This window comes from Alteromonas sp. 4NH20-0104 (assembly GCF_057547795.1).
In genome coordinates, this window is sequence record NZ_BAAJLP010000001.1 from 260776 (window position 1) to 281261 (window position 20486).

A 20486-nucleotide genomic window follows, 5' to 3' on the forward strand; every position below is an offset into this window, starting at 1 on the left:
CAAAGCATAGAGACTTTTGGGCGCTTCCGACAAGCCTGTTTTTTTTAAAAGTGTCATTTTAACCATTTGATATTACCCTTTGAGTTTTCTTAGCATTCTTAATGAAAACAGAGGGTGGCTCACCAGTTGAGTTTTAATTAAACGTAATTGCTCAGATAATTTAAAGTTGCGCTGCAAGTTCGAATCAGCTGCCTGTCCGCCATGTTGAATACAGTTAGCAGAGGCTAAGTGCTCACACGCTATGGCAATCACTTTCAGTTGCAGTATCCGTTGCTCAAATTCCTCGAAAGGCCTGGAGCCATACCAACCGCCTGAAAAAAGCCATCGACCTACATGATACACCCCCGATTCATTAAAGAAATGTTTGAGTAAATCAAAGCTATTCCTGGCATTAAAAGCGATATCAGCTTGTTTAAAAACCTCGTGACTGCCCGTAACAAATAAATTACTGGCAGACACATTCAGATAAAACAGCGCCGATCTGACAAAATGTTTATGCGGCACTCCCAAAACAGCTGACTGATAAGGAAGTTTAACCGTTTCGCCTAATTGAACCGGTTTTTCAAGCTGTGAATAATGCTCTATCTGGCCCAAAAAGTTGATGATTTTCCAAAAGAACAATTTAAAGTGGCTAAACACGGTATCATTAAACAATATGAACGACTTCTCGCCGTGCTCTGCTTTAACAGATTCCATGCCTTCTACCCATGCAGAGAATTCAGCATAAGTATTCGAGCCTTTTAGTTGCTGTACTCTCGGAGACAAACCAGCAAAATGTTCGATTTCTGTTTTCAGCGCTCCGTCAGAATTATCGACTAAAAGTACGCCTTCCACGCCACCTCTGAGGAGTATTTCCAGCAGTGCTTCCAGCTTCTTTTGATTTTTCGTCACTCTTTCCTTTGAGTACAAACAAAAAACTACCCAAGTATTACGTAAATTTGAGGGGTTCAAATCAATTTCCTGCAGAATGGGGATATGAAAGTTAAATACCTTTTATATCACTAACCTATTACAGAGCCAATAAATTCACCTTAAATGCAGGTAAATTAACTCGGCAGTTTCTGTATTCAAATAAACTGTTACTTTATTGCAACAAAACTCACAGAGTCGCGCTAAAAAACCGATGCTTATTTTAATATTGTCTGTAACAATAGAGCGCTGTTGGTGGCATGGCTGAAAAACAAATTAGAAGGATATTCTCAATGCGGGTCGGCATATTCGTTGAAGTAGTCAAAGCACAGTTTCATACCGGAATATCCAGATATGTAAAAAGATTAGTCGAAACGCTTGTCAGTCAGCATCACCCTGATGTTACCTTCTATCTGTATTACCAGCGTCAGCCCGGTGAGAAGAAGCTTGACTGGTTAACTGATAATAAACAGGTCAAACACCGCGCTCTTTGGGTCCCGGCAAACCTGCTTAGCGAGCATCCTAGTGTTTGGTGGAAATACTATCTTCCACTAATGATGAAACTCGACAGTATAGACATTTTTCACGGCCCTAATCACTCAGTACCGGTTACCGCTAAAATACCAACCGTGCTGACCATTCATGACATCGCCTATTTTTACATGAAAGTCCATGGCGAAGGCCTGGACAGAATGCTTAAACGGACAACTCTTGAGAATATGGCCAGTGCCACGAAAATTGTCGCTGTGTCTCAATCCACAGCAAACGACGTAATCAGGGAAGGCGCTGCGCCAGATAAAACGACTGTGATTTATCAGGGGTATGAACCAAATCCAGGCGAGTCTACTGAATCCAGCAGTATTATGAACCGCCCCATCACTTCCCTGACACCCTATTTATTGTTTATAGGTACTGTGCAACCGCGCAAAAACGTTGAATATCTGGTTGATGAATTTGCCAAAATCAGTGCCAGTATTCCCCATACGCTAATGATCGCCGGTGCTCCGGGCGACTCCCAACAAGCCGTTGAGAAGAAAATAGCAGAGTACGGTTTGGGCAACAGAGTTTTGTTAACCGGTTTTATTTCAGATGAAGAGCGCCACACCCTGTATAAGTATGCCGATGTTTTTCTTTACCCGAGCCTTTATGAAGGCTTCGGTCTGGTCATCCTCGAAGCAATGTCCTATGGCGTGCCAGTAATTACGGGCAACAACAGCTCCCTGCCGGAGGCTGCAGGCGACGCTGGCATTAAGGTCGATATTGAAACTGCAGGCGCTTTGGGGGAGGCCATTATTACCTTGGTAAATGACCAACAGCTAAAACAAGATCTTATCGAAAAAGGACTCTCCCATAGCCACTCTTTTGGCTGGGAGGAATCCGCAACACAGATGATGGCATTATACCGCCAACTAGCTAAGTGTTAGTTTCGAACAAAGACCGAGCGGGCGTTTATTGCCGCATTTTCCCAGTCAAAAGCCTGCACTGAATGTTTACGACCTGCACTTCCGTATGCTTCACAACGGACAGGATCTTTAATAAATTTAATAATAACGTCTGCCAGAGCGACCGTATCGGTTGCATCTACGATTTCGCCAGTCTCTCCAGGGATAAGGGTCTCTTTGGTTCCCCCTGAATCACCTGCGATGACAGGCTTAGCGCAAGCCTGAGCTTCTACAAGCACCATGCCAAACCCTTCGATGTCCTGACCTTCCGTTCGGTTTGGCAGAATAAACACATCACAGTGCTGATAACACTTTATCATGGTTTCATCGTCACAATCGGTTAGCATTTGTACATGTTCATGGAGCGCCATTGACGCTATCAACTGTTCTAAATGAGCACGACTTTCACCATGACCAATGATCACATAATGCGCCTGCGGACAACGTTTTACTATCTCGGGCATGGCTTGAATCATTTTGTCCTGCCCCTTACGTGCCTGCAACCGTCCGACAGTTAAAATAACCCTTTTTCCCTGCCATCCCATGGAATTGAGAAAGTCTTCATCCTTCTTGTCTATTGGCGAAAACCGGCTCGTATCAGCGCCCGGATGCATGACCGTCACTTTATGATTTACACTATCGTCTACCCGGTTAACGATGTTGGCGCTGTTGTGGCTGTTACAGATAATTTTATCGGCACTGCGCATCACCAGTTTGGTCAGGCTATTTAATTCCCGTGATAGCGCACTGGCTTCCAGGTCTTCACCATGAACATAGCACAAGTATGGAATGCCCAGCGTTTTCTTCAGCATCCACGCCATTAGCCCTTCAGGCAGCACGCGACCACAATGTATGTAATCAACGTTCTGCTCTTTCACCAGTTGCTTTAATGCCTTGAATGACAGCCAGTAATATTTTAATCCGTGCAGATTAGCGATACCCCATTGCGAACTGTAAAGCGGTAAACGGTGGATAGTGATAGGGGCGCTAGCGTCAAACGAATCAGCCTTAGCCATCTCATCAGCAGCAATAATGTAGTCATTACCCAGTCGCGAATATAGCTCCCAGAACCAACGACCACTGCCTCCGGATGCCGGTGGAAAGTTCTGAGTTAGTACCAGAGTCTTCAATTGTTACTCCGAAAATGATTGAAATACCAACACCATGCAGAATAACGTTGGCACGGGAAAGAGTAAATAAGCATTTGCTTTACAAGGCCATTTACCCCCTCTCTAAGGTTAATCGCGCGCTGCCGTAAAAAGCCATACTGAGATAGCCCAAAGAGAAATCATATTGACTTGCGGTTATGGCTTTTTATTCACCAGAAAGCATAATACACTAATCAAAACATATGCCTATAATCACTAAACGAGATCACTCTTGCACTGTTTGTACCTTGCCCAGCGGATACCTTACCCGCCAAATAAAGGAGAGAAATTACGCTCTTTCCATCAGATAAATTTTTTACGCAAAAATGGCATTGAGGTGACCGTTGCCGCCCCCTTTGAACAGACTGAAGAGTTAGGTTATTTTACCAGTTTAGCGCAGGATTATGGTTGCCACACAATCAGCCAACCCCTCGCTCACAAAATGCTGCGTTATCTGTCGGGATTAGCGCAAAACACCTCCCTTAGCGAGGCACATTTTTATAGCGCAGGGCTGCAACAACAAATAGACACTCTATTGCAGCAACAAGACATAGACGCCATTGTCTGCACCGCTTCGAGTATGGCGAACTATGTTTTTCGCTCTCAAGTACTTAAACAAAAGTCAGGACGCCCCAGACTAATAATGGATTTCATGGACATGGACTCTCATAAGTGGCATCAGTATTCGCTCAATGCAAAACTACCGATGCGATGGGTATATCAGCGGGAAGCCAGCCTGGTTAAAAAACTAGAAAATCGCGTTGGAGACCAGTTTGATGCGTGTTTTTTCGTTGCCGAACCAGAAACGACACTATACAAACAACAAGCCGGTCAGCCGGCAGCCAGGGTATTATCGATTGGTAATGGTATCGACCCTGCTGAGTTTTATCCTCTGGCGCACCCCAGTGAGGTACAAACGCCACATTTGTTGTTTGCAGGTGTGATGGATTATACGCCTAACGTGGATGCTATGCTGTGGTTTTACCAACAAGTCTGGCCGAGGATATTAACTATTTGGCCCGACGCAACCCTTACTATTGCAGGTATGAATCCCACCCCTTCAATTGCCAGATTGGATGGCACAGATAATGTCAGGGTTACCGGTTTTGTAGAAGACATTCTTCCTTATTTTCACCAAAGTAATGTTTTCGTGGCGCCCTTTCGCATAGCCAGAGGCATTCAGAATAAAATCCTGCAGGCTTTTGCTTGTGGGTTACCAGTAGTCAGCACCTCAATGGGCGCAGAAGGAATACGCTGTACGCCAGGTGACAATATCGAAGTGGGCGATGAGCCCGATGAGATGTTCGACGCAATCAAAAGACTAATGGATGCGCCCTCTCACTATCAGTCTGTTCGCAACAATGCCCTGGCCACAATCGATGAACATTATTCCTGGGAGGGTATCCTGGCTCCCCTACTGGAACTGCTCACCAAAGAAAAAGTGAAGCCGCTATGAAAGCCCTGATAAAAAGCGCTCTGAGACTGCTGTTTATAGTACTGATTCTGCCATTCTTTTTATGCTACAAACTACAAAGCGTTCTGATGGGCAAAGACCAGGCAACCACCAGTTGGTCACAGTTGATGAGCCTATGGCCAGGCATGCTGGGCGTTTATTTACGCGCGGCTTTCTATTCACTCATTTTTAAACGCACCAGCCAGGAAGTAGTGATTGGTTTTGGTACTTTGTTCTCGCAAAATGACACCCACATTGGCACCGGCACCTATATCGGCCCGCAATGCAACATAGGGAAATGCGCTATCGGTGAGAATTGTTTACTGGGCAGTGGTGTCCATATTATGAGTGGTAAAGGTCAGCATAACTTTACTGACCCGGATACGCCTTTGCGGGAACAAGGCGGAGTGTTTACTCAGGTTACCATTGGCGAAGACAGCTGGCTTGGAAACGGCGCTATGGTCATGGCCGATATTGGCAAGAAATGTGTGATAGGCGCTGGCAGTGTAGTCATTAGCCCGGTTCCCGATTATGCCATAGTGGGAGGAAACCCGGCCAAAGTCCTTGGCAGCAGAAAGCCTGCAGGGGATTAACGTATGCAGCGCATAGGCTTTTTGGTCATTCTGACACTCTATACTTTGGTCATCCAAGCCAGGGAGTTGCCTACACCCTCCCGTTACACACATACCATTGCGGTTGACTCTGCGCAGGCGCTCTATCAAGCAGTCAGGCAAGCTAATCAGCGCGGTGGAGATACCCAAATTATTATCGCTGAAGGCGTTTACCAGCTGAATAATACGCTCAATGTCACCGGTAACCACATAGCATTAACATCCGCCTCTGGCGATCCGTCAACCACCACGTTGAGGGGAGCGGGAATGCGCCCGTCTAAACAGGTAAAAAACCTAATCAGGGTCACCGGTAAATACTTCACATTTTCCGGCTTAACCGGTGAAGCAGCCCCCCACCACATTATACAGATTGTAGGTGAGGCCAATGCCGACTATGCCGTTATCGAACACTGTGTTTTACAGGATGCCTATGAGCAGCTGCTAAAAGTCAGCCACCGGGCCAATAGCCAGGTCGCTGCGGACAATGGCATAATCCGCCACTGTACCTTTGGGTATACTCAGGGCATAGGCCCACAATATTACATCGGCGGCATAGATTTACACCTTGGTAAGGACTGGTTAATCGAGTCAAACCAATTTGTTGGCATAGCCAGCCCGGAAAATCGGATAGCCGAACATGCAATTCATTTATGGAATAACAGTCAAAACAATAGAGTGGTCAATAACGTTATTATAAACAGTGATCGTGGTATTGGTTTCGGCATGGCCGCCAGAGGTAATCAGGGCGGGCTCATTGCCAGTAATATTATTTATCATGCCAACAACAACCACCCTAACGCCGATGCTGGCATTATTCTGGAAACATCCCCAGGCACTGTTGTTAAAGGTAACCGGATTATCCAAAAACACGCTTATCCCAATGCCATTGAATACCGCTACGAGGCTACACGTAATGTATTGATCACCGATAACGGAACTAACCAACTTATTAGAAAACGCAATGGCGGCAACGCTGAAGTAAAAAATAATCACCGGATAAGTGATTTACCGGCTGGCGTCAAAAAGAGAGTTGTAGAGCGCTTTCCGGCCCATTATCAGCAGTTGGTTTTTGATACGCTTTACCCGATAAATCAGCAATGAAGTAAGTGTTGCAGGGTCGGTGTCAATGCGATGACATCGTACTGTTTCACCGGGAACTGGTTGAAAAAGGGCTGCTGCCTGTCGACTATTTGCTGAGAATACATCGGCACAAACCAGGTGACGTCCAGCATCGATTCGATTTGTGCAAACATATCTTCCGGGGTTAGCTTTTGAGACGCCAGTACCTCAGGATGTATTTCCAACAACAACACCGCGCCATAAGCGTGTTGGACTGTTTGCAGTGCTCCTTTTACAGCCTGAATTTCCTGGCCTTCCACATCGATTTTTAACACTAACTTATCTGCCAGCTGAATACTTTGGCCGGCCAGATACTTATCGATTGAAGTGACCCGGGTATTACCAGTTGAGTCCGGTAAAATATGCCCCTCGTGGTCACCGGTTTGCGTATTGCCAGTTGTAAAACTCACCATGCCTTCAAAGTCTGAAACCGCCTGATTGACGGCCACAGCCGGCACATCGAGGCGAGCCAGGTTATACCCAAGCATGGCATAAGAGCCGGGGTTAGGTTCAAAGGCAATCACGTTTTGCAGCCGAGCGCAGTTTCGCGATACCAGTGCACTCACAGTGCCTATATCGGCACCTAAATCAAAAAAAGAAAAATGGCCAAGTTTATTGAGCAGGTCGCAAAAAGGCCCGAATTCATCCAGATAGTAATTAGCAGGCCCGCCCTCAAGCCAAAAACACCATTCATCAACGGGGAGAACAAACGTAGCTTCGTCGAAATGATAACGTACATAGCGGTCGGCAAAGTGCTTACACATAAACCGATAGAAAGCATACTTCCCTTTTGCATCGTGCATCTGAAACCAAACCACTAACCGGTTTAACCAGCCTGGCAGGTTACGTAAACTGCCAACTTGCTCTGACAACGCTATTTCCCCACCAATCGCGATTGCTGCGAAAGTGTTGGATACTCCTGGGCGACCTTTTCAATAAACCATTGTTGCTGCGACGCCAGGAACCTTCTCTCCACTTCCATCGACATGATAACCACTGCGCCATGGGCAGGTTCCCCGCCTAACGTAGTGACTATTTGTTGTAGTTTGGTTTGTTGTTTGCCTGCGAAGGTCTGCTCACCTAAGACATACCAGCTGGCTATAAGCCGCAATTGGCCGGCTGGTGAGGAAAGTAATTCCAAAGCGAAGGGCGTTTCAATGGCAGACGGCAGCGCAATGACCTCTACCCGGGTCCAACTATCCTGGTCGTAGAGCCGGTTTAGAGAACTCACCAATTCACCGTCGCCCGCAGCATAAAAAGCCTGGTAAACCGTGATGGGGGCCGCATAAGGCGTTGTGAATTGTTGATATTGTGCCACAGTTGGAGAACGGAACCCGGCACGCCAGGTCAGCCAGTGAATCTCGTCTTCGCTGAGCGGTTTGGCGTTATGCTTGTTGGCAAACTCAAACTTTTGTACTTGCTTATCCGGGATGGCGGCGGCGATAAACTGATACCAGCCTGCAGCTACCAGCAATAAAATACCAACCGCAATCAGACCGCCCCTGGCCGCTCTGAAAGATGTCTGAGGCTGAATAGCCTGCGCAACCTCCTGACTTTGCTGCGGTGCTTTATCACGCAGCAATTCGCCGATACCAATCAAACATACAATGACAAACGCGAAGAAAAACCAACCATAAATAAGATGATCGGCCCCCACTGCATACTGCATATCGGATAAGTGGGCGATTAAAATAATGCCGTAAACTCTGACGATATTGGCTGCTATAGGAAAGATAACTGACAGTAAAACAAAAACCGTCCGCCGTTGTGGACTATACATATTGAGATAAGCATACAGGCAACCAATCACCAGCGAGGCAATAAAAAAGCTGATACCTGAGCAGGCTTCGGCCACCAGAAAGCGTCCCTTGGGGATCTCGATATAAAGTCCGCTGCGAAACACCGGGATGCCGGAAAGCTCGAGCAGGTCTACAGAGAAAGTGGCCGCTATTTGTTGTAAGTAAGGCACCAACTCCTCCCCCACCGGAATACAGAAGAGGATAAACAACAGCGGAAATAAAATTTGCCAGGTCGCTTTATTACCAAGCACCATCCATATTAGTACCGGTAACAAGCCAAACATTGCTGCATGCATAAACAACTGCACGTCACCGGCCAGGCCTATGGCGTAGAGCGCAATAGCGGGGAGAATGAATAATATCACCCAATAGTTAGGCTTAACGGGCTGAGCCAGTAAAGCTTTGCGCTTCAGGTAAATAAGAAAAAATGAGCCAGGGATAACGAATAAGCAATGATTGAAAATATCTGAGTTGTACCAGATATCCATGGCGGTAAACAATCCCTGATGAAATACCACTGCCCAGGCGACTAATACCAACACCACGGGCACCATCCGGACAGAAAAAGCCTTGTTTACGTCCTTATCGCTATTACCTGCGACTGCTTGCTCCTGCATGATTTACCACCGCGATTCTATTTAAGTTCGTAAGCGTCTTGCATTGTACCCCAGCGATAATCTGCCAGAAGTAGTTTTAACTTACCTTCCATCTTACTCAGGTTGATGTAATGTCGAACCTTGGATTTCAGCGGTGCCTGATTAATTCGAGGCTGCTGAGGATCTATTTCCCAGGGGTGAAAATAAAAACTGTAAGGGGCAGACTCCGTTTGCATAAACCGCTCAATACGCTTTTTGGAGAGCCAGTAAGGATACAGGCGAAAATAACCACCACCGCCAATGCCAACGTTATTACCTTTTTTGACAATGGTCGGAACCGGAATTTCGGTTATCCCCTCAGGCCGCTCATGCTTAAATCGCGGCCAGTCCGGAACACCATACAAATCATGTACAACCGGATAGGTACTGGAAGAATAAGTAAAGCCAAGCTCTACCAGTACTTCATAAATCCACTGATTAGTGTCATTTACAGAAAAGCTTGGCGCCCGGTACCCTTTTATAGCGACACCACCAGCATCTTCCAGAATCGCTTTGCTGGTCTGTACGTCATCAATAAATGCCTGACGATCCATGGTTGTCGCGCGCCTGTGGTTTAGCCCATGACTGGCTAGCTCATGGCCTTCATCCACAATGCGTTTAATTAACCCGGGGCAACGTTTGCCAACCCAGCCCAGTGTAAAAAAGGTCGATTTAACGTTAAATTCAGCAAAGATGTCTAACAAACGGTGGGTATTATCTTCCACCCTCAGCGGAATTTCCGGCCAGTCATCAGGCGTAAAAACCGACTCAAACGCAGAGACCTGGAAATAATCTTCCACATCTACTGTCATGGCATTTAAACGGGAATCCAAAGCACCCACGGTTATCGCCCTTTACCAAATAAGACTATCTCAACGGTTCGGATGAGAATGAGAATATCCAATAACAGGCTTTGATGCTTAACGTAGTATAAATCGAATTTCAGTTTTTCCATCGAATCTTCAACGCTTGCACCATAAGGATAATTTAACTGTGCCCACCCTGCTAATCCCGGTTTAACGTTGTGGCGCTGATTATAATAGGGCACCTCTTTAACGAGTTGTTCCACAAACTCCGGGCGCTCGGGGCGTGGCCCGATAAAAGACATCTCACCTTTAAATACGTTTATTAACTGAGGCAGTTCGTCGATGCGATACTTGCGGATAAACGCGCCGATGCGGGTCACCCGGTTATCGTTTTTGGTTGCCCATTTTGCACCGTCTTTTTCGGCATCAGGACGCATGCTGCGGAATTTTATTATTTTAAACAGCCGACCGTTTTGCCCGACTCGCTCTTGCTTATAGAACACTGAACTTTTGGTTCTGCGTCCATCATCAAGATAAATGATCATGGCGGTTATCAGCATAAACGGCCAGGCAAAGAACAATACAAATGAAGCCAGCACCGCATTCATCGAATAATCAAGTGCATCGCGCAGATAGTTTTGCGAGTGGAAGCCATTGGAATATATGACCCAGCTAGGGTACATCAGGTTAACCGCTATCTGACCGGTCTCACGTTCCATAAAGTCGAGTAGATCGGTGACTTCAATTCCGCGCAAGCGGCAATCAAACAGTATTTCGATGGGCAAGGTGCCCCGTCGCTGGTCACACGCTATGACAATCTCTTCAATATCATTTTCAACCACGAAGTTACGCAGGCTTTCATCGACCTTTACGTGGATGATTTTTTCATTTTTAATGCCATCTTCCCGGTTATCGCCGGGTACTGGTACAAACCCCAGCAATTCGAAGCCAAGACGGTCAACGTCACGGCGCATGCGCTTTTCAATAATTGATGCTCGCTCGCCAGCGCCCAATACCACTAACCGAACCCGGCCTAAACCCAACAAACCCAGGCGGTTGGTAAAATAGCGGAAAAACACCAGCGCGATAATATTCAGGCAAATAGCCGTTGGCAGATAATAAGAATGCATGTCCAGCGACGCGAATAAAGTGCCGGTCAGTATTTCTACAATAAAATAACTCAGGCCCAAACTAACAAATATGCGCCGGATAATTCCCCTGAACGTCTCGCGTAATTTCGCTTCGTAAAGCCCTACTGACAGAGAGCACAGCAGCACTGATAACGTGATCAGAAAAATATTGATGGTGAGATTTTCTATATCAGGTTCAGCTATCAGATTTAATTGAACCAGAATAAAGCTGGTGATGTAACCCACGTACGAAACAAGCAAAGCTTCTGTGATAACTAACGCGTTAGAACGCTTATTTTGTCTGTTTTTTGCAACTGCCATATTGTCTTTTACCAGCCTGTTATTGACGTAATTTCCGCTGTCGGGATTTATGATATGACATTTTTTTTGAATGAGATAGACTAATTGCACACTATCGCATTATATTAGTGGCTAAATTTTAACAACGGACTTAAAAAGTCTGCTAAGTTGAGACGTCACACGTCGATTAATTTGTTAAGTACAGGATAGAAAAGCATGGAAAAGGTAAATACCAGGTTATTACTCGTTGCGGCTGCACTGGGAACTTTACTGACCGGATGTAGTGGAACCAGCAGTCTGCCCCAGGCTACCACCCGTCCCTCACTAACCACGGATGTTAATGACTACAAATATCTGATTGGCCCAGGTGATAACGTTTCAATTTTTGTTTGGCGAAACCCTGAAATTTCAGGCAGCTTTGTAGTTCGTCCGGATGGGAAAGTCACCACAGCGCTGGTTGAAGACCTGGATGTATCAGGCCGTACCCCAACGATGTTAGCGCGTGAAATCGAAGAAAAACTGTCAACTTACATCAATAACCCACGTGTTACCGTTAGCGTAAATGGTTTTTCAGGACCACTTAGCGAACAGGTCCGGGTAATTGGTGAAGCTACTAATCCCCGAGCAATTAACTTCACTGAACATATGACTCTGCTCGACCTGATGATTTCAGTAGGGGGATTAACCGAGTTTGCCGATGGTAATGACGCAAAGTTAATTCGTGTTGTTGATGGCCGTCAGAATACTTACAAAATTGCTATCGATGATTTAATTCGTGATGGTGATATTTCAAAAAATGTGGATATGTTACCTGGTGATATCGTTATTATTCCAGAAGCATGGTTCTAGAAATCAGAATCGTAATCACTGTGTCTAATTTGCGGTAAACGGACGAAATCATGCAGGAATTGCAACAAACTATAGAAATGGTCCTCGATTATATTCGTGGGATCTGGTTGAAAAAGCGCTACATTATGCTGTGCTCATGGCTAATCTGTCCTATTGGGTTTGGCTATGTGGCAATGATGCCCGACGTGTATAAATCAGAGGCAGTTGTATTTGTAGACACGCGCTCCATGCTCCAACCCCTCCTGAGCGGGTTAGCCATACAAACTAATCCTCAGCAAGAAATTGCGATGATGGCTCAGACTCTTTTAAGTCGATCCAACATCGAAATTATCGCTCGGGAGTCTGACCTCGATATTACGGTCAATACCGCAGATGGTTACACCAATCTGATTAACGCACTCAGCAAGAATATCAGGCTGGACAGGACCGGCAGAAATAACATTTACAATATTTCCTACTCTAACCGTAACCCTGAACTTGCCAAACGAGTAGTTCAGGAAACACTGGACTTATTTGTTGAGGGCAGTCTGGGGAATAACCGCCGGGATACCGATACGGCGAGTCGCTTTTTGGATGAGCAAATTTCAGAATATGAAACCCGCCTGATCGAAGCTGAGCAACGACTGGCTGATTTCCAACGCCGCTATAATGATATAATGCCTGTATCCGGCTCGTTCTATTCGACGCTCCAGGGGGCAACCACCAACCTCGAAAATACCCAATTGCAAATCAGAGAGTTACAGCAGCAGGTATCGTCCCTCAAGAGCCAAATGACTGCAGGCCGTGCTACCGATGGATTCGATGTTCGCCAGGGCGATAATACACCAGTGATTACGACCCGCTACGATGATCGAATAAAATCGCTGGAAGAGAAAATTGACCAGTTAAAACTACGATTTACCGATAAGCATCCCGATGTAATTGAGGCCAAGAACTTGCTGGCATCCCTCGAACAATCGCGACAGGATGAACTGAAGGCCTACTTCAGTGAAACCGCCGAAGATGGAGACGACACCAACTTAAGTCCGCTTGCCACTGAGCTGAAACTGGAAATTAGCCGCCTTGAAGGGCAAATTGCCTCACTGCGAGTCAGAGAGGGGGATTTTGAGGCTAAGATTCAGGAGTTAAGGAACAAAATTGACCTGATTCCGCAAATCGAAGCAGAATCGACGGCGCTAAACCGTGACTATGGTATTACCAAACAGAAGTACGAAGAATTATTACGTCGAAAGGAAGCCGCCGAACTTTCTCGTCGAGCGGATGTATCTTCAGAGGAGCTTCAATTCAGAATTATCGAGCCCCCCTTGGTACCAGATACACCTACCGGGCCGAAACGACTCGTTTACTACACAGGTATTCTTGTTCTTGGTTTTGGTATGGGCGTCGCATTAGCATTTGCAATCAGCCAAATCAGACCTGTGCTGGTCCGGGGCAGACAATTAACCGCTCTCACATCGTTCCCGGTATTAGGTGCGGTAACGCATTTGAATCTGAAACAAATCCAGCGTAGAAACCGTATGCGAGTGTTCGTGTTTATCTTGTCATCCGGGGCAATTGTAACCATGTATGCTATTCTACTGGCAGCAGAAGTAGCGCATGTTAACCTGGTAGAGAGGTTCCTATAATGGCTAATAACACAATAGAAAAAGCCTTGCAGCGGCAAAAAGAAGCCGCTGCCAAACAGGCCGCGCAACAAGCCGAAAGCCGCCAGGAAGAACAAAAATCGTCAACTATCGAGCGAACTCTGGAAAAGCAACAGGCTGCAACAACAGAGCAAAGTGCAAAAGCAACGGCTGGCAAGGCGCCGGCTAAACCGCAACCTGGAGCATCAGTTAACGCAGACAACGAAGCATTAAGACTGACTATCAATCTCGAAGAATTAGATGAAAGGGGTTTCGTTTCGGTAAGTAATGCGCGTAAGTTGATCAATGAAGAATACCGGGAAATTAAACGTAAACTGCTACGGAATGCTTTCGGTGCTCTTTCCAAGACGTTAAAAAATAGCAACATTATCATGGTGAGTAGTGCTCGACCTTCAGAAGGCAAGACCTTTACCGCTATCAATTTAGCATTAAGTTTTGCCGCAGAGCAGGATAAAACCGTTCTGCTAGTGGATGCAGACGTACTCAAACCCAACGTTACCAGAACACTTCGAGTCAACCCTGGCGAAGGCCTGATGGAATATCTGTTAGATGAAAACAAGGATATTTCTGATGTGCTCTATCGTACAAACGTCGATAAATTGCGAATTATACCGGCAGGCCAGACTCACCACTTGTCCACTGAACTATTAGCCAGTGAGCGAATGAACGAGACTATTGATGAGTTTTCCAATCGCTATCCTGATCGTATTGTTATTATCGATACCCCCCCATTAATTGGTATTAACGAATCAGCGGTACTGGCGAGTTTTGCCGGTCAGGCTGTTATTGTTACTGAGGAAGGCCGTACCAAGCTCAACGATATTAATAATATCGTCGACCGGCTTAATCCTGATATGGCGGTAGGTTTCGTTGTTAACAAAGCAGTTAACGAGAGTGCCGACAATGGTAATTATTATGGCTACTACTACGGTAGTGGCCCCTCTGAATAAACAGCGATAAAGGACAGCTTGTGGAAAGGATTAATACATTTCGCCCGGCATTTATCGCGACAATTGTGGCTGCAGCATGTAGCGCCAATGTGTATGCAGACGTACAGTTTCGAGGTTCAGTAGAAGCTTCTCTGGTGAATCAATCATTTGATACTCAGAGCAACAATAGTCGTTATGAAGATCGTAACGCATTACAGATTTCGCCCACTCTTACCGGTATTTATACCAGTAAGAAGGCTAATGCCTCGGTGTCTGCAACCCATCTTTATCAACGTTTTGAAGTTGACCAGGGTAGCCGTTCAACCAACTTTACGGAATTCAACTATGCTGGCAATCTCAGTGTAATCGATAACGTTCTAATGGTTTTCGGAAGCGGCTCTCAGGGATATCAGTCCTACCGCCCGGAAACCTACATTTCATCGGATTACCTGCTTAATTCTGACGATTTAACCAAGATAACCACGCACAATGGAGGTGCGAGGCTGACCATTCCCCGCGGTAATATCTGGGGATTAAATGTTACCGGTCAGTATATGGAAACGAAGTCTGATAACTCATTAGAGGAAGTGGAAGGCGATGATACTTCGCCTTTCAATCAGTTTATAGACTCAAAAGGTGTTGCAGCGAATGCATCATTGGTAAATGGTGATTGGTTTAGAAATGCTTACTGGCGCGCAGATGCCACTTATCGTCGGACCGACCGCCAGGATCGGGGGGAGTTTGAGTCACTTTTCGTTAACGGTGAAATAGGTTATAACCTTTACGGTGACTTTGGCTTGATGCTGACAGGCACCCACGAAGAAAATGATATTAACGGCGAATTACAAAACTTTTTTGCCCGCTTTAATAATCAATTCTCAAAGTTTAGTACTTATGGTGTAGGCATAAACTACCGCCCCGCTGAAGGACGCTTTTTCAACGTAACGCTCAACAAAATCGACACCGATGGCGAAGACGATGGAAAAACCTTCGTCGGAGTCTCCACTAGCTGGCAGTTTTCGCCACGAACCAGTGTTCAGGCTCAGTATAATCGTCGTTACTATGGCGAAGCCGCTACCTTTAACCTCAGCCATGGTACCAAGCGTATCCGCACTTCAATCTCTTATCAGGAGAGAACGACAACGTTTTCGACTTTGTTGTTTGATGTAGCTGATGCAGGTACTTTTGTTTGTCCCGCCGGTTCGATTGATATTCTTGACTGTTTCCAGCCTGATTCACTGGATTACGAATTGCAACCCGGTGAACAGGTTGTTCAGTTCAGTCAGTTAATTACAGAATTGACCGATCAGGTAATATTACGTCGTCAGCTTGGCAGTAGCATTGGCTATCAACGCCGAAACTTAAAGCTATCATTGGATGGCAGGTATATTGATACTGAATACAGTATTGAGAATCGTCAACAAATCCAAAAATCCATCGGTCTGACTGCAAATCTTGAGGTGGGAGCCAGAACCTCGCTGTATAGTCGAATTCAGTTTTCACAGATAAACAACACCATCGATGAGGGTGAGCGGGATACTGACTCAAGCATGTATTCTATCGGCATGCGAAACAGTTTATCGAGGAGCTTATCGGTTGGTGCTGATATCCGTTATTTGGATAATGAAAACACCAACGGTATCGGCAGGGATGTGTTTGATTTTAACGAAACCCGCATTTCTCTCAACATGACCTATAACTTCCAAACCAACAGACAATAAAAAAGCCCTTACGGGCTTTTTTATTACTTAATCGTCCGACTTAAGCCGAACATAAGTCCGGTACTTTTTCTTCAGCAGTTTGTCGATATATTGCGTTAGCTTAATTTTATGACTAATCGCATCATCCAGGGCATCTACCAACTCACCTAACATGGCCTTGTAGTATTCAGCGTCCTTAACTTCGTTTCCATTCGGCGTAATAAGCCGTTGACGCGGCACGGTATCCGTATCGGCCTGGCTAGCTTCGGGAGTACTTTCCTGCCCGGCTTCGGCGACAGGCTCTTCTTCCTTTATCTCAGGTGAATCAGGCACAAACATTTCTTCACGTACTTCATCGATAACCGAATCAACAGCGGCTTCGTCGAGTACTTCAAGTTCTTCAAGAAAACCGAACAGTAAAATACGATCCATCAGTGTATTGATTTTACGCGGTACACCACGGGTAAACTTATAGATGTGCTCATAAGCATCACTGGAGAACAACTGAGCGCCATTCCAGCCGGCATGGTGCAATCGATACTCAATATAAGACTGAACCTCTTCAAGCGTGAGCGGCGCCAAATGACAGGATGCCACAATACGCTGGCGAAACTGCTCCATATTAGGCGCCCGTAAGATCGGCTGAAGTTCTTCCTGCCCCAGCAAAAAGCTTTGTAACAACGGTTTACCCGCCTGCTGGAAGTTCGACAACATGCGCAATTCTTCAATCGTTTCGAGGGGGAGATTTTGCGCTTCGTCCACCAGCAACAATGCCCGGCGTCCCTGGGCACTCAGGGCAAACAGGTAGCCTTCTAAATCTTTGAGAATGTCAGCTTTGGTCTTACCCGCCACATCGATTTCAAATTTAGCGGCGACCATTTTTACCAGCTCATCCGGCGAGAGTTTGGGCGTGACAATTTGGGCCGCTACAATGTCGTCTTCGATATCTGCCAGCAAGCTGTTTGCGATGGTGGTTTTACCGGTGCCAATATCACCCGTGATTACAATAAAGCCTTCAGCCTGAGATAATCCATACTGTAAATAAGACATCGCACGCTTGTGCCATTTACTGGCAAAGAAAAACGCGGGGTCCGGGGTCAACTGAAAAGGCTTGGAGTTAAGTCCGTAATAACTTTCGTACATGTAGTGCTTCTACCGCTGTTATTGCGTCCCGCGCCTTATGCGCTCAACGCGATTTCCTTTAGCTTATCCTAAAGCGCCAAAGTGTGCATTAAATCAACACTCAAAAACGTTAGGATTTACCATAACTTTGCTGCTTCACAATTGTCTCAATAATTCCGGTGGTCGATACGCCTTCCTCGAAGTGCAGTACCTTGACCACACCGCCATTTTCCAGCACTTCCTGACCACCCGCGATGTCTTCAACCTTATAATCGCCGCCTTTGACCAATACATCCGGCAAAATTCCAGCGATCAGCCGTTGCGGCGTATCCTCACCAAAGGGAACAACCCAGTCAACGGCACTGAGGCCAGCGAGCACTGCCATTCTGCGTTGTACCGGGTTAACCGGTCGACCCGGCCCCTTTAGCGCCTGAACAGAAGCATCGGTATTCACTGCCACAATTAATCGATCGCCCAGCCTCGCGGCCGCGTCAAGATAAGACACATGACCAGCGTGCAAAATATCAAAGCAACCGTTGGTCATCACCACCTTTTCACCGCGTTGCTTGGCCGCCGATACTGCCAGCGCCAGTTGCTCTTCAGTCATTACGCCACCGTCGGGATGACTATGCTGACCGGCCGCTACCGCCAGCTCAGTCGTTGTAACGGTTGAGGTGCCAAGCTTGCCAACCACGATGCTGGCGGCCAGATTGGCCATAACACAGGCGTGCTGAACACTTTCGCCGGCGGCGATACAGGCGGCAAGCGTCGAAATGACCGTGTCACCTGCGCCGGTTACATCATAAACTTCCTTGGCTTTTGCCGGCAGATGAAACTCCGTTTCGCCCGGCGTGAAGAGTGTCATCCCCTGTTCTGACCGTGTTACCAGTAACGCCTGTAAAGCCAAATCTGCACACAGTTGATTCGCCTGCCCCACCAGGTGCTCCTCGCTCTTCACTTCGCCCATAACGGCAGTAAATTCAGCCATATTAGGTGTAATAAGCGTTGCACCGCGGTATTTGTGGAAGTCTGTCCCTTTCGGATCAACAATCACCGGTTTATTGAGGTTTTTCGCTAGTTCAATCAGTCGCCCGGGATTACTCAACGCCCCTTTGGCATAATCCGACAGGATCACCAAATCATGTTCTGCCAGCGCCTCAGCAAATTGCGCTTCTAACGGAGTTTTATCCACTTCAGCAAAAGAACGCTCAAAGTCCATTCTCAGCAGTTGCTGGTTGCGGCTCATAACTCTGAGCTTGGTAATGGTATCGAATCCCTCACAGCGACTGAACTGGCAGTCTATCCCATACCCAAGCAAACGTTTTTCCAGCGCATCGGCATTGGCATCCTTGCCTGTCATACCCAGCAGGGTGACACGGGCGCCTAACGTCGACAAATTGATTGCCACATTAGCTGCGCCGCCAGGGCGGTCCTCAGAATCACTGATATTCACTACCGGGACTGGCGCTTCGGGTGATACTCTTGCTGTTGCTCCGCTCCAATAGCGATCCAACATTACATCACCAACAACTAATACTTTGATTTGACTAAAATTCGGGAGTGCCATTTTTATCTTTTTCGATACACTAATAGCGGGATTATAACAGTGATCAGAGGCGAAGAGCCAACTCATGACTCGGTGGTACGTATATTTACTCAAAACGGCCGGTAATACGCTGTATACCGGTATTACAGTTGATCCGAAAAGGCGCATGAGACAACACAGCGGTCTCATAAAAGGTGGAGCCAAGGCGCTCAGAGGAAAAGCGCCACTGGTTTATTACTGTATCTTTGAAGTAGCCGATAAGAGTCTCGCGCTCAAGCTGGAAGCCTGGATTAAACAACGCAACCGACGTGCCAAAGAGGCTCTGATCCAGGATGCAAGCGAATTACCGTATCCGGCAACCCGCCTCACCGACGAGGTTATCCGGCAGATGAACTCAACACACTGCTGATGATCATGGCCAACCCAACACTCAGCGTAAGCTCTACAGCAGCAACGCCCACATTGTGTTGCTCATCCACCTCTTTTTGGTAATTAATGCCATTCAATATAGTGCGTTTGCTGATGGCCACCAACACCCACAATAGTAACGACAATAAGACGCTGGTGATTAACCAGCCAGTCACGTTGCTAACGTAGCCTTCAGGAGAATAGCTTAACAGCGCGCCGGCCGAAGACACCACCAGTGCGGTGCCTAGTAAATTGCCGGCATGCTGCACGGCCAGCGCTAACTGACCGGTATCCAGCGCACTCTGAAAAGAGTGATTCTGGTTCTGCATTGCATAGCGCATTTCATAAATGCGGGTCATGATGAGCAAAATGGTCAGCACTACCAGGAAGCCGGTTATAATGGCGATCATGGCATTCACGTCGCTGCCATCCACCCACACCATGATACTGCGTAAAATAATAGCGCTGGATACCAGACTCGATGCATCCACCAGCGCAATGCTGACATTACGGTCACTGATTTTATGCTGGGTATCCACCGCATCCAGTACAATTTTATCGTGCGCAAAGCGCCCTACTTTGACCAGCAGAATGCCAATGACGCCAAAAATCAGCATCCCTATAGCGGCTTGTTCATAGCCTTGCCCTACATGACGCCCGACGACCGAGCTAAGCACCAGACATAAAGACAGCATGCCACCTGCTACACTGATCCCAAACGCAAAATTATCTTTCACTCCCAACTCGTCGCTCACTGATACTCTCGCCCGCGAACGGGATAGCCATTTCATAACGAGCAATAACAGCAACGCCAGGCCCACATCGATAGCAACATATACCCACAGATCCCGGGCCAGCGGCACCAGTTTCACTAATGTCTCCATTTACACCTCTACTTTGCGTTGGCCATTGGTGCGGTCGGCCGCGGCCATTCCAC

At 46.7% G+C, this 20486-nt stretch carries 18 protein-coding genes; 9 read left to right on the forward strand and 9 right to left on the reverse strand.

Annotation, left to right across the window (positions count from 1 at the left end):
* Nucleotides 1–72: 72 nt before the first annotated feature.
* Entirely contained in the window at nt 73–891 is an 819-nt protein-coding gene (locus tag AC27IB_RS01210) for a hypothetical protein (RefSeq protein WP_296046304.1), read from the reverse strand.
* 278 nt (nt 892–1169) lie between these two features.
* Here AC27IB_RS01210 and AC27IB_RS01215 point away from each other — a divergent pair, with 278 nt between their 5' ends.
* Entirely contained in the window at nt 1170–2333 is a 1164-nt protein-coding gene (locus AC27IB_RS01215; RefSeq protein ID WP_487118340.1) for a glycosyltransferase family 4 protein, read from the forward strand.
* Here the strand turns inward: AC27IB_RS01215 and AC27IB_RS01220 are convergent.
* Nucleotides 2330–3481, reverse strand: a complete 1152-nt coding sequence (locus tag AC27IB_RS01220; RefSeq protein WP_487118342.1) for a glycosyltransferase family 4 protein — start codon at nt 3479–3481, stop codon at nt 2330–2332. The genes AC27IB_RS01215 and AC27IB_RS01220 overlap by 4 nt on opposite strands.
* A 259-nt stretch (nt 3482–3740) precedes the next feature.
* Here AC27IB_RS01220 and AC27IB_RS01225 point away from each other — a divergent pair, with 259 nt between their 5' ends.
* Genes AC27IB_RS01225 through AC27IB_RS01235 form a run of 3 tightly spaced genes read left to right on the forward strand, consistent with a single transcriptional unit; the run spans nt 3741 to nt 6664 of the window.
* Nucleotides 3741–4955, forward strand: a complete 1215-nt coding sequence (locus AC27IB_RS01225; protein WP_487118471.1) for a TIGR03087 family PEP-CTERM/XrtA system glycosyltransferase — start codon at nt 3741–3743, stop codon at nt 4953–4955.
* Entirely contained in the window at nt 4952–5545 is a 594-nt protein-coding gene (locus tag AC27IB_RS01230; RefSeq protein ID WP_296046297.1) for an acyltransferase, read from the forward strand. The genes AC27IB_RS01225 and AC27IB_RS01230 overlap by 4 nt, the downstream gene beginning before the upstream one ends.
* A gap of 3 nt (nt 5546–5548) precedes the next feature.
* Nucleotides 5549–6664, forward strand: a complete 1116-nt coding sequence (locus AC27IB_RS01235) for a right-handed parallel beta-helix repeat-containing protein (protein ID WP_487118345.1) — start codon at nt 5549–5551, stop codon at nt 6662–6664.
* Here the strand turns inward: AC27IB_RS01235 and AC27IB_RS01240 are convergent.
* The 4 genes from AC27IB_RS01240 to AC27IB_RS01255 are packed head-to-tail and all read right to left on the reverse strand — an operon-like array spanning nt 6655 to nt 11373.
* Nucleotides 6655–7554 carry an FkbM family methyltransferase gene (locus tag AC27IB_RS01240; protein ID WP_296046294.1) on the reverse strand — a complete coding sequence of 300 codons (900 nt, stop codon included), beginning with the start codon at nt 7552–7554 and terminating at the stop codon, nt 6655–6657. The genes AC27IB_RS01235 and AC27IB_RS01240 overlap by 10 nt on opposite strands.
* Nucleotides 7555–7556: 2 nt before the next feature.
* A complete protein-coding gene (xrtA, locus tag AC27IB_RS01245) occupies nt 7557–9098 on the reverse strand; it encodes an exosortase A (protein ID WP_296046292.1) in 1542 nt (513 codons plus the stop codon).
* Between the two features lie 17 nt (nt 9099–9115).
* Nucleotides 9116–9928: an XrtA system polysaccharide deacetylase gene (locus AC27IB_RS01250; RefSeq protein WP_296046324.1), complete on the reverse strand. Its 813-nt coding sequence runs from the start codon at nt 9926–9928 to the stop codon at nt 9116–9118.
* A gap of 32 nt (nt 9929–9960) precedes the next feature.
* Nucleotides 9961–11373 carry a TIGR03013 family XrtA/PEP-CTERM system glycosyltransferase gene (locus AC27IB_RS01255; protein WP_296046290.1) on the reverse strand — a complete coding sequence of 471 codons (1413 nt, stop codon included), beginning with the start codon at nt 11371–11373 and terminating at the stop codon, nt 9961–9963.
* Nucleotides 11374–11568: 195 nt separating this feature from the next.
* Here AC27IB_RS01255 and AC27IB_RS01260 point away from each other — a divergent pair, with 195 nt between their 5' ends.
* From AC27IB_RS01260 to AC27IB_RS01275, 4 genes are read left to right on the forward strand one after another with little or no spacing between them, the layout of a single operon-like run.
* The gene (locus AC27IB_RS01260) at nt 11569–12201 is read left to right on the forward strand and encodes an XrtA/PEP-CTERM system exopolysaccharide export protein (RefSeq protein WP_487118348.1); all 633 of its coding nucleotides are present in this window, start codon (nt 11569–11571) and stop codon (nt 12199–12201) included.
* A 50-nt stretch (nt 12202–12251) separates the two neighbouring features.
* Nucleotides 12252–13826 carry an XrtA system polysaccharide chain length determinant gene (locus tag AC27IB_RS01265; RefSeq protein ID WP_296046285.1) on the forward strand — a complete coding sequence of 525 codons (1575 nt, stop codon included), beginning with the start codon at nt 12252–12254 and terminating at the stop codon, nt 13824–13826.
* The gene (locus tag AC27IB_RS01270; protein WP_296046282.1) at nt 13826–14794 is read left to right on the forward strand and encodes an XrtA-associated tyrosine autokinase; all 969 of its coding nucleotides are present in this window, start codon (nt 13826–13828) and stop codon (nt 14792–14794) included. Before AC27IB_RS01265 ends, AC27IB_RS01270 begins: the two co-directional genes overlap by 1 nt.
* Before the next feature lie 20 nt (nt 14795–14814).
* Nucleotides 14815–16494, forward strand: coding sequence for a porin family protein (locus tag AC27IB_RS01275; protein WP_296046280.1), 1680 nt, complete (start codon nt 14815–14817; stop codon nt 16492–16494).
* A gap of 27 nt (nt 16495–16521) precedes the next feature.
* Here the strand turns inward: AC27IB_RS01275 and AC27IB_RS01280 are convergent, their stop codons facing one another.
* The gene (locus tag AC27IB_RS01280; protein ID WP_296046278.1) at nt 16522–17616 is read right to left on the reverse strand and encodes an XrtA/PEP-CTERM system-associated ATPase; all 1095 of its coding nucleotides are present in this window, start codon (nt 17614–17616) and stop codon (nt 16522–16524) included.
* 109 nt (nt 17617–17725) lie between these two features.
* Complete coding sequence (gene hldE, locus AC27IB_RS01285; protein ID WP_487118351.1) at nt 17726–19162, reverse strand: bifunctional D-glycero-beta-D-manno-heptose-7-phosphate kinase/D-glycero-beta-D-manno-heptose 1-phosphate adenylyltransferase HldE; 1437 nt, start codon at nt 19160–19162, stop codon at nt 17726–17728.
* Between the two features lie 64 nt (nt 19163–19226).
* Here hldE and AC27IB_RS01290 point away from each other — a divergent pair, with 64 nt between their 5' ends.
* Nucleotides 19227–19550 (forward strand): GIY-YIG nuclease family protein, encoded by a 324-nt coding sequence (locus AC27IB_RS01290; RefSeq protein WP_296046275.1) that lies wholly within the window; start codon nt 19227–19229, stop codon nt 19548–19550.
* Here AC27IB_RS01290 and AC27IB_RS01295 read toward each other — a convergent pair.
* Nucleotides 19519–20433, reverse strand: coding sequence for a DUF350 domain-containing protein (locus AC27IB_RS01295; RefSeq protein ID WP_296046272.1), 915 nt, complete (start codon nt 20431–20433; stop codon nt 19519–19521). The two genes, AC27IB_RS01290 and AC27IB_RS01295, sit on opposite strands and share 32 nt — an antisense overlap.
* Nucleotides 20434–20486 lie beyond the last annotated feature (53 nt).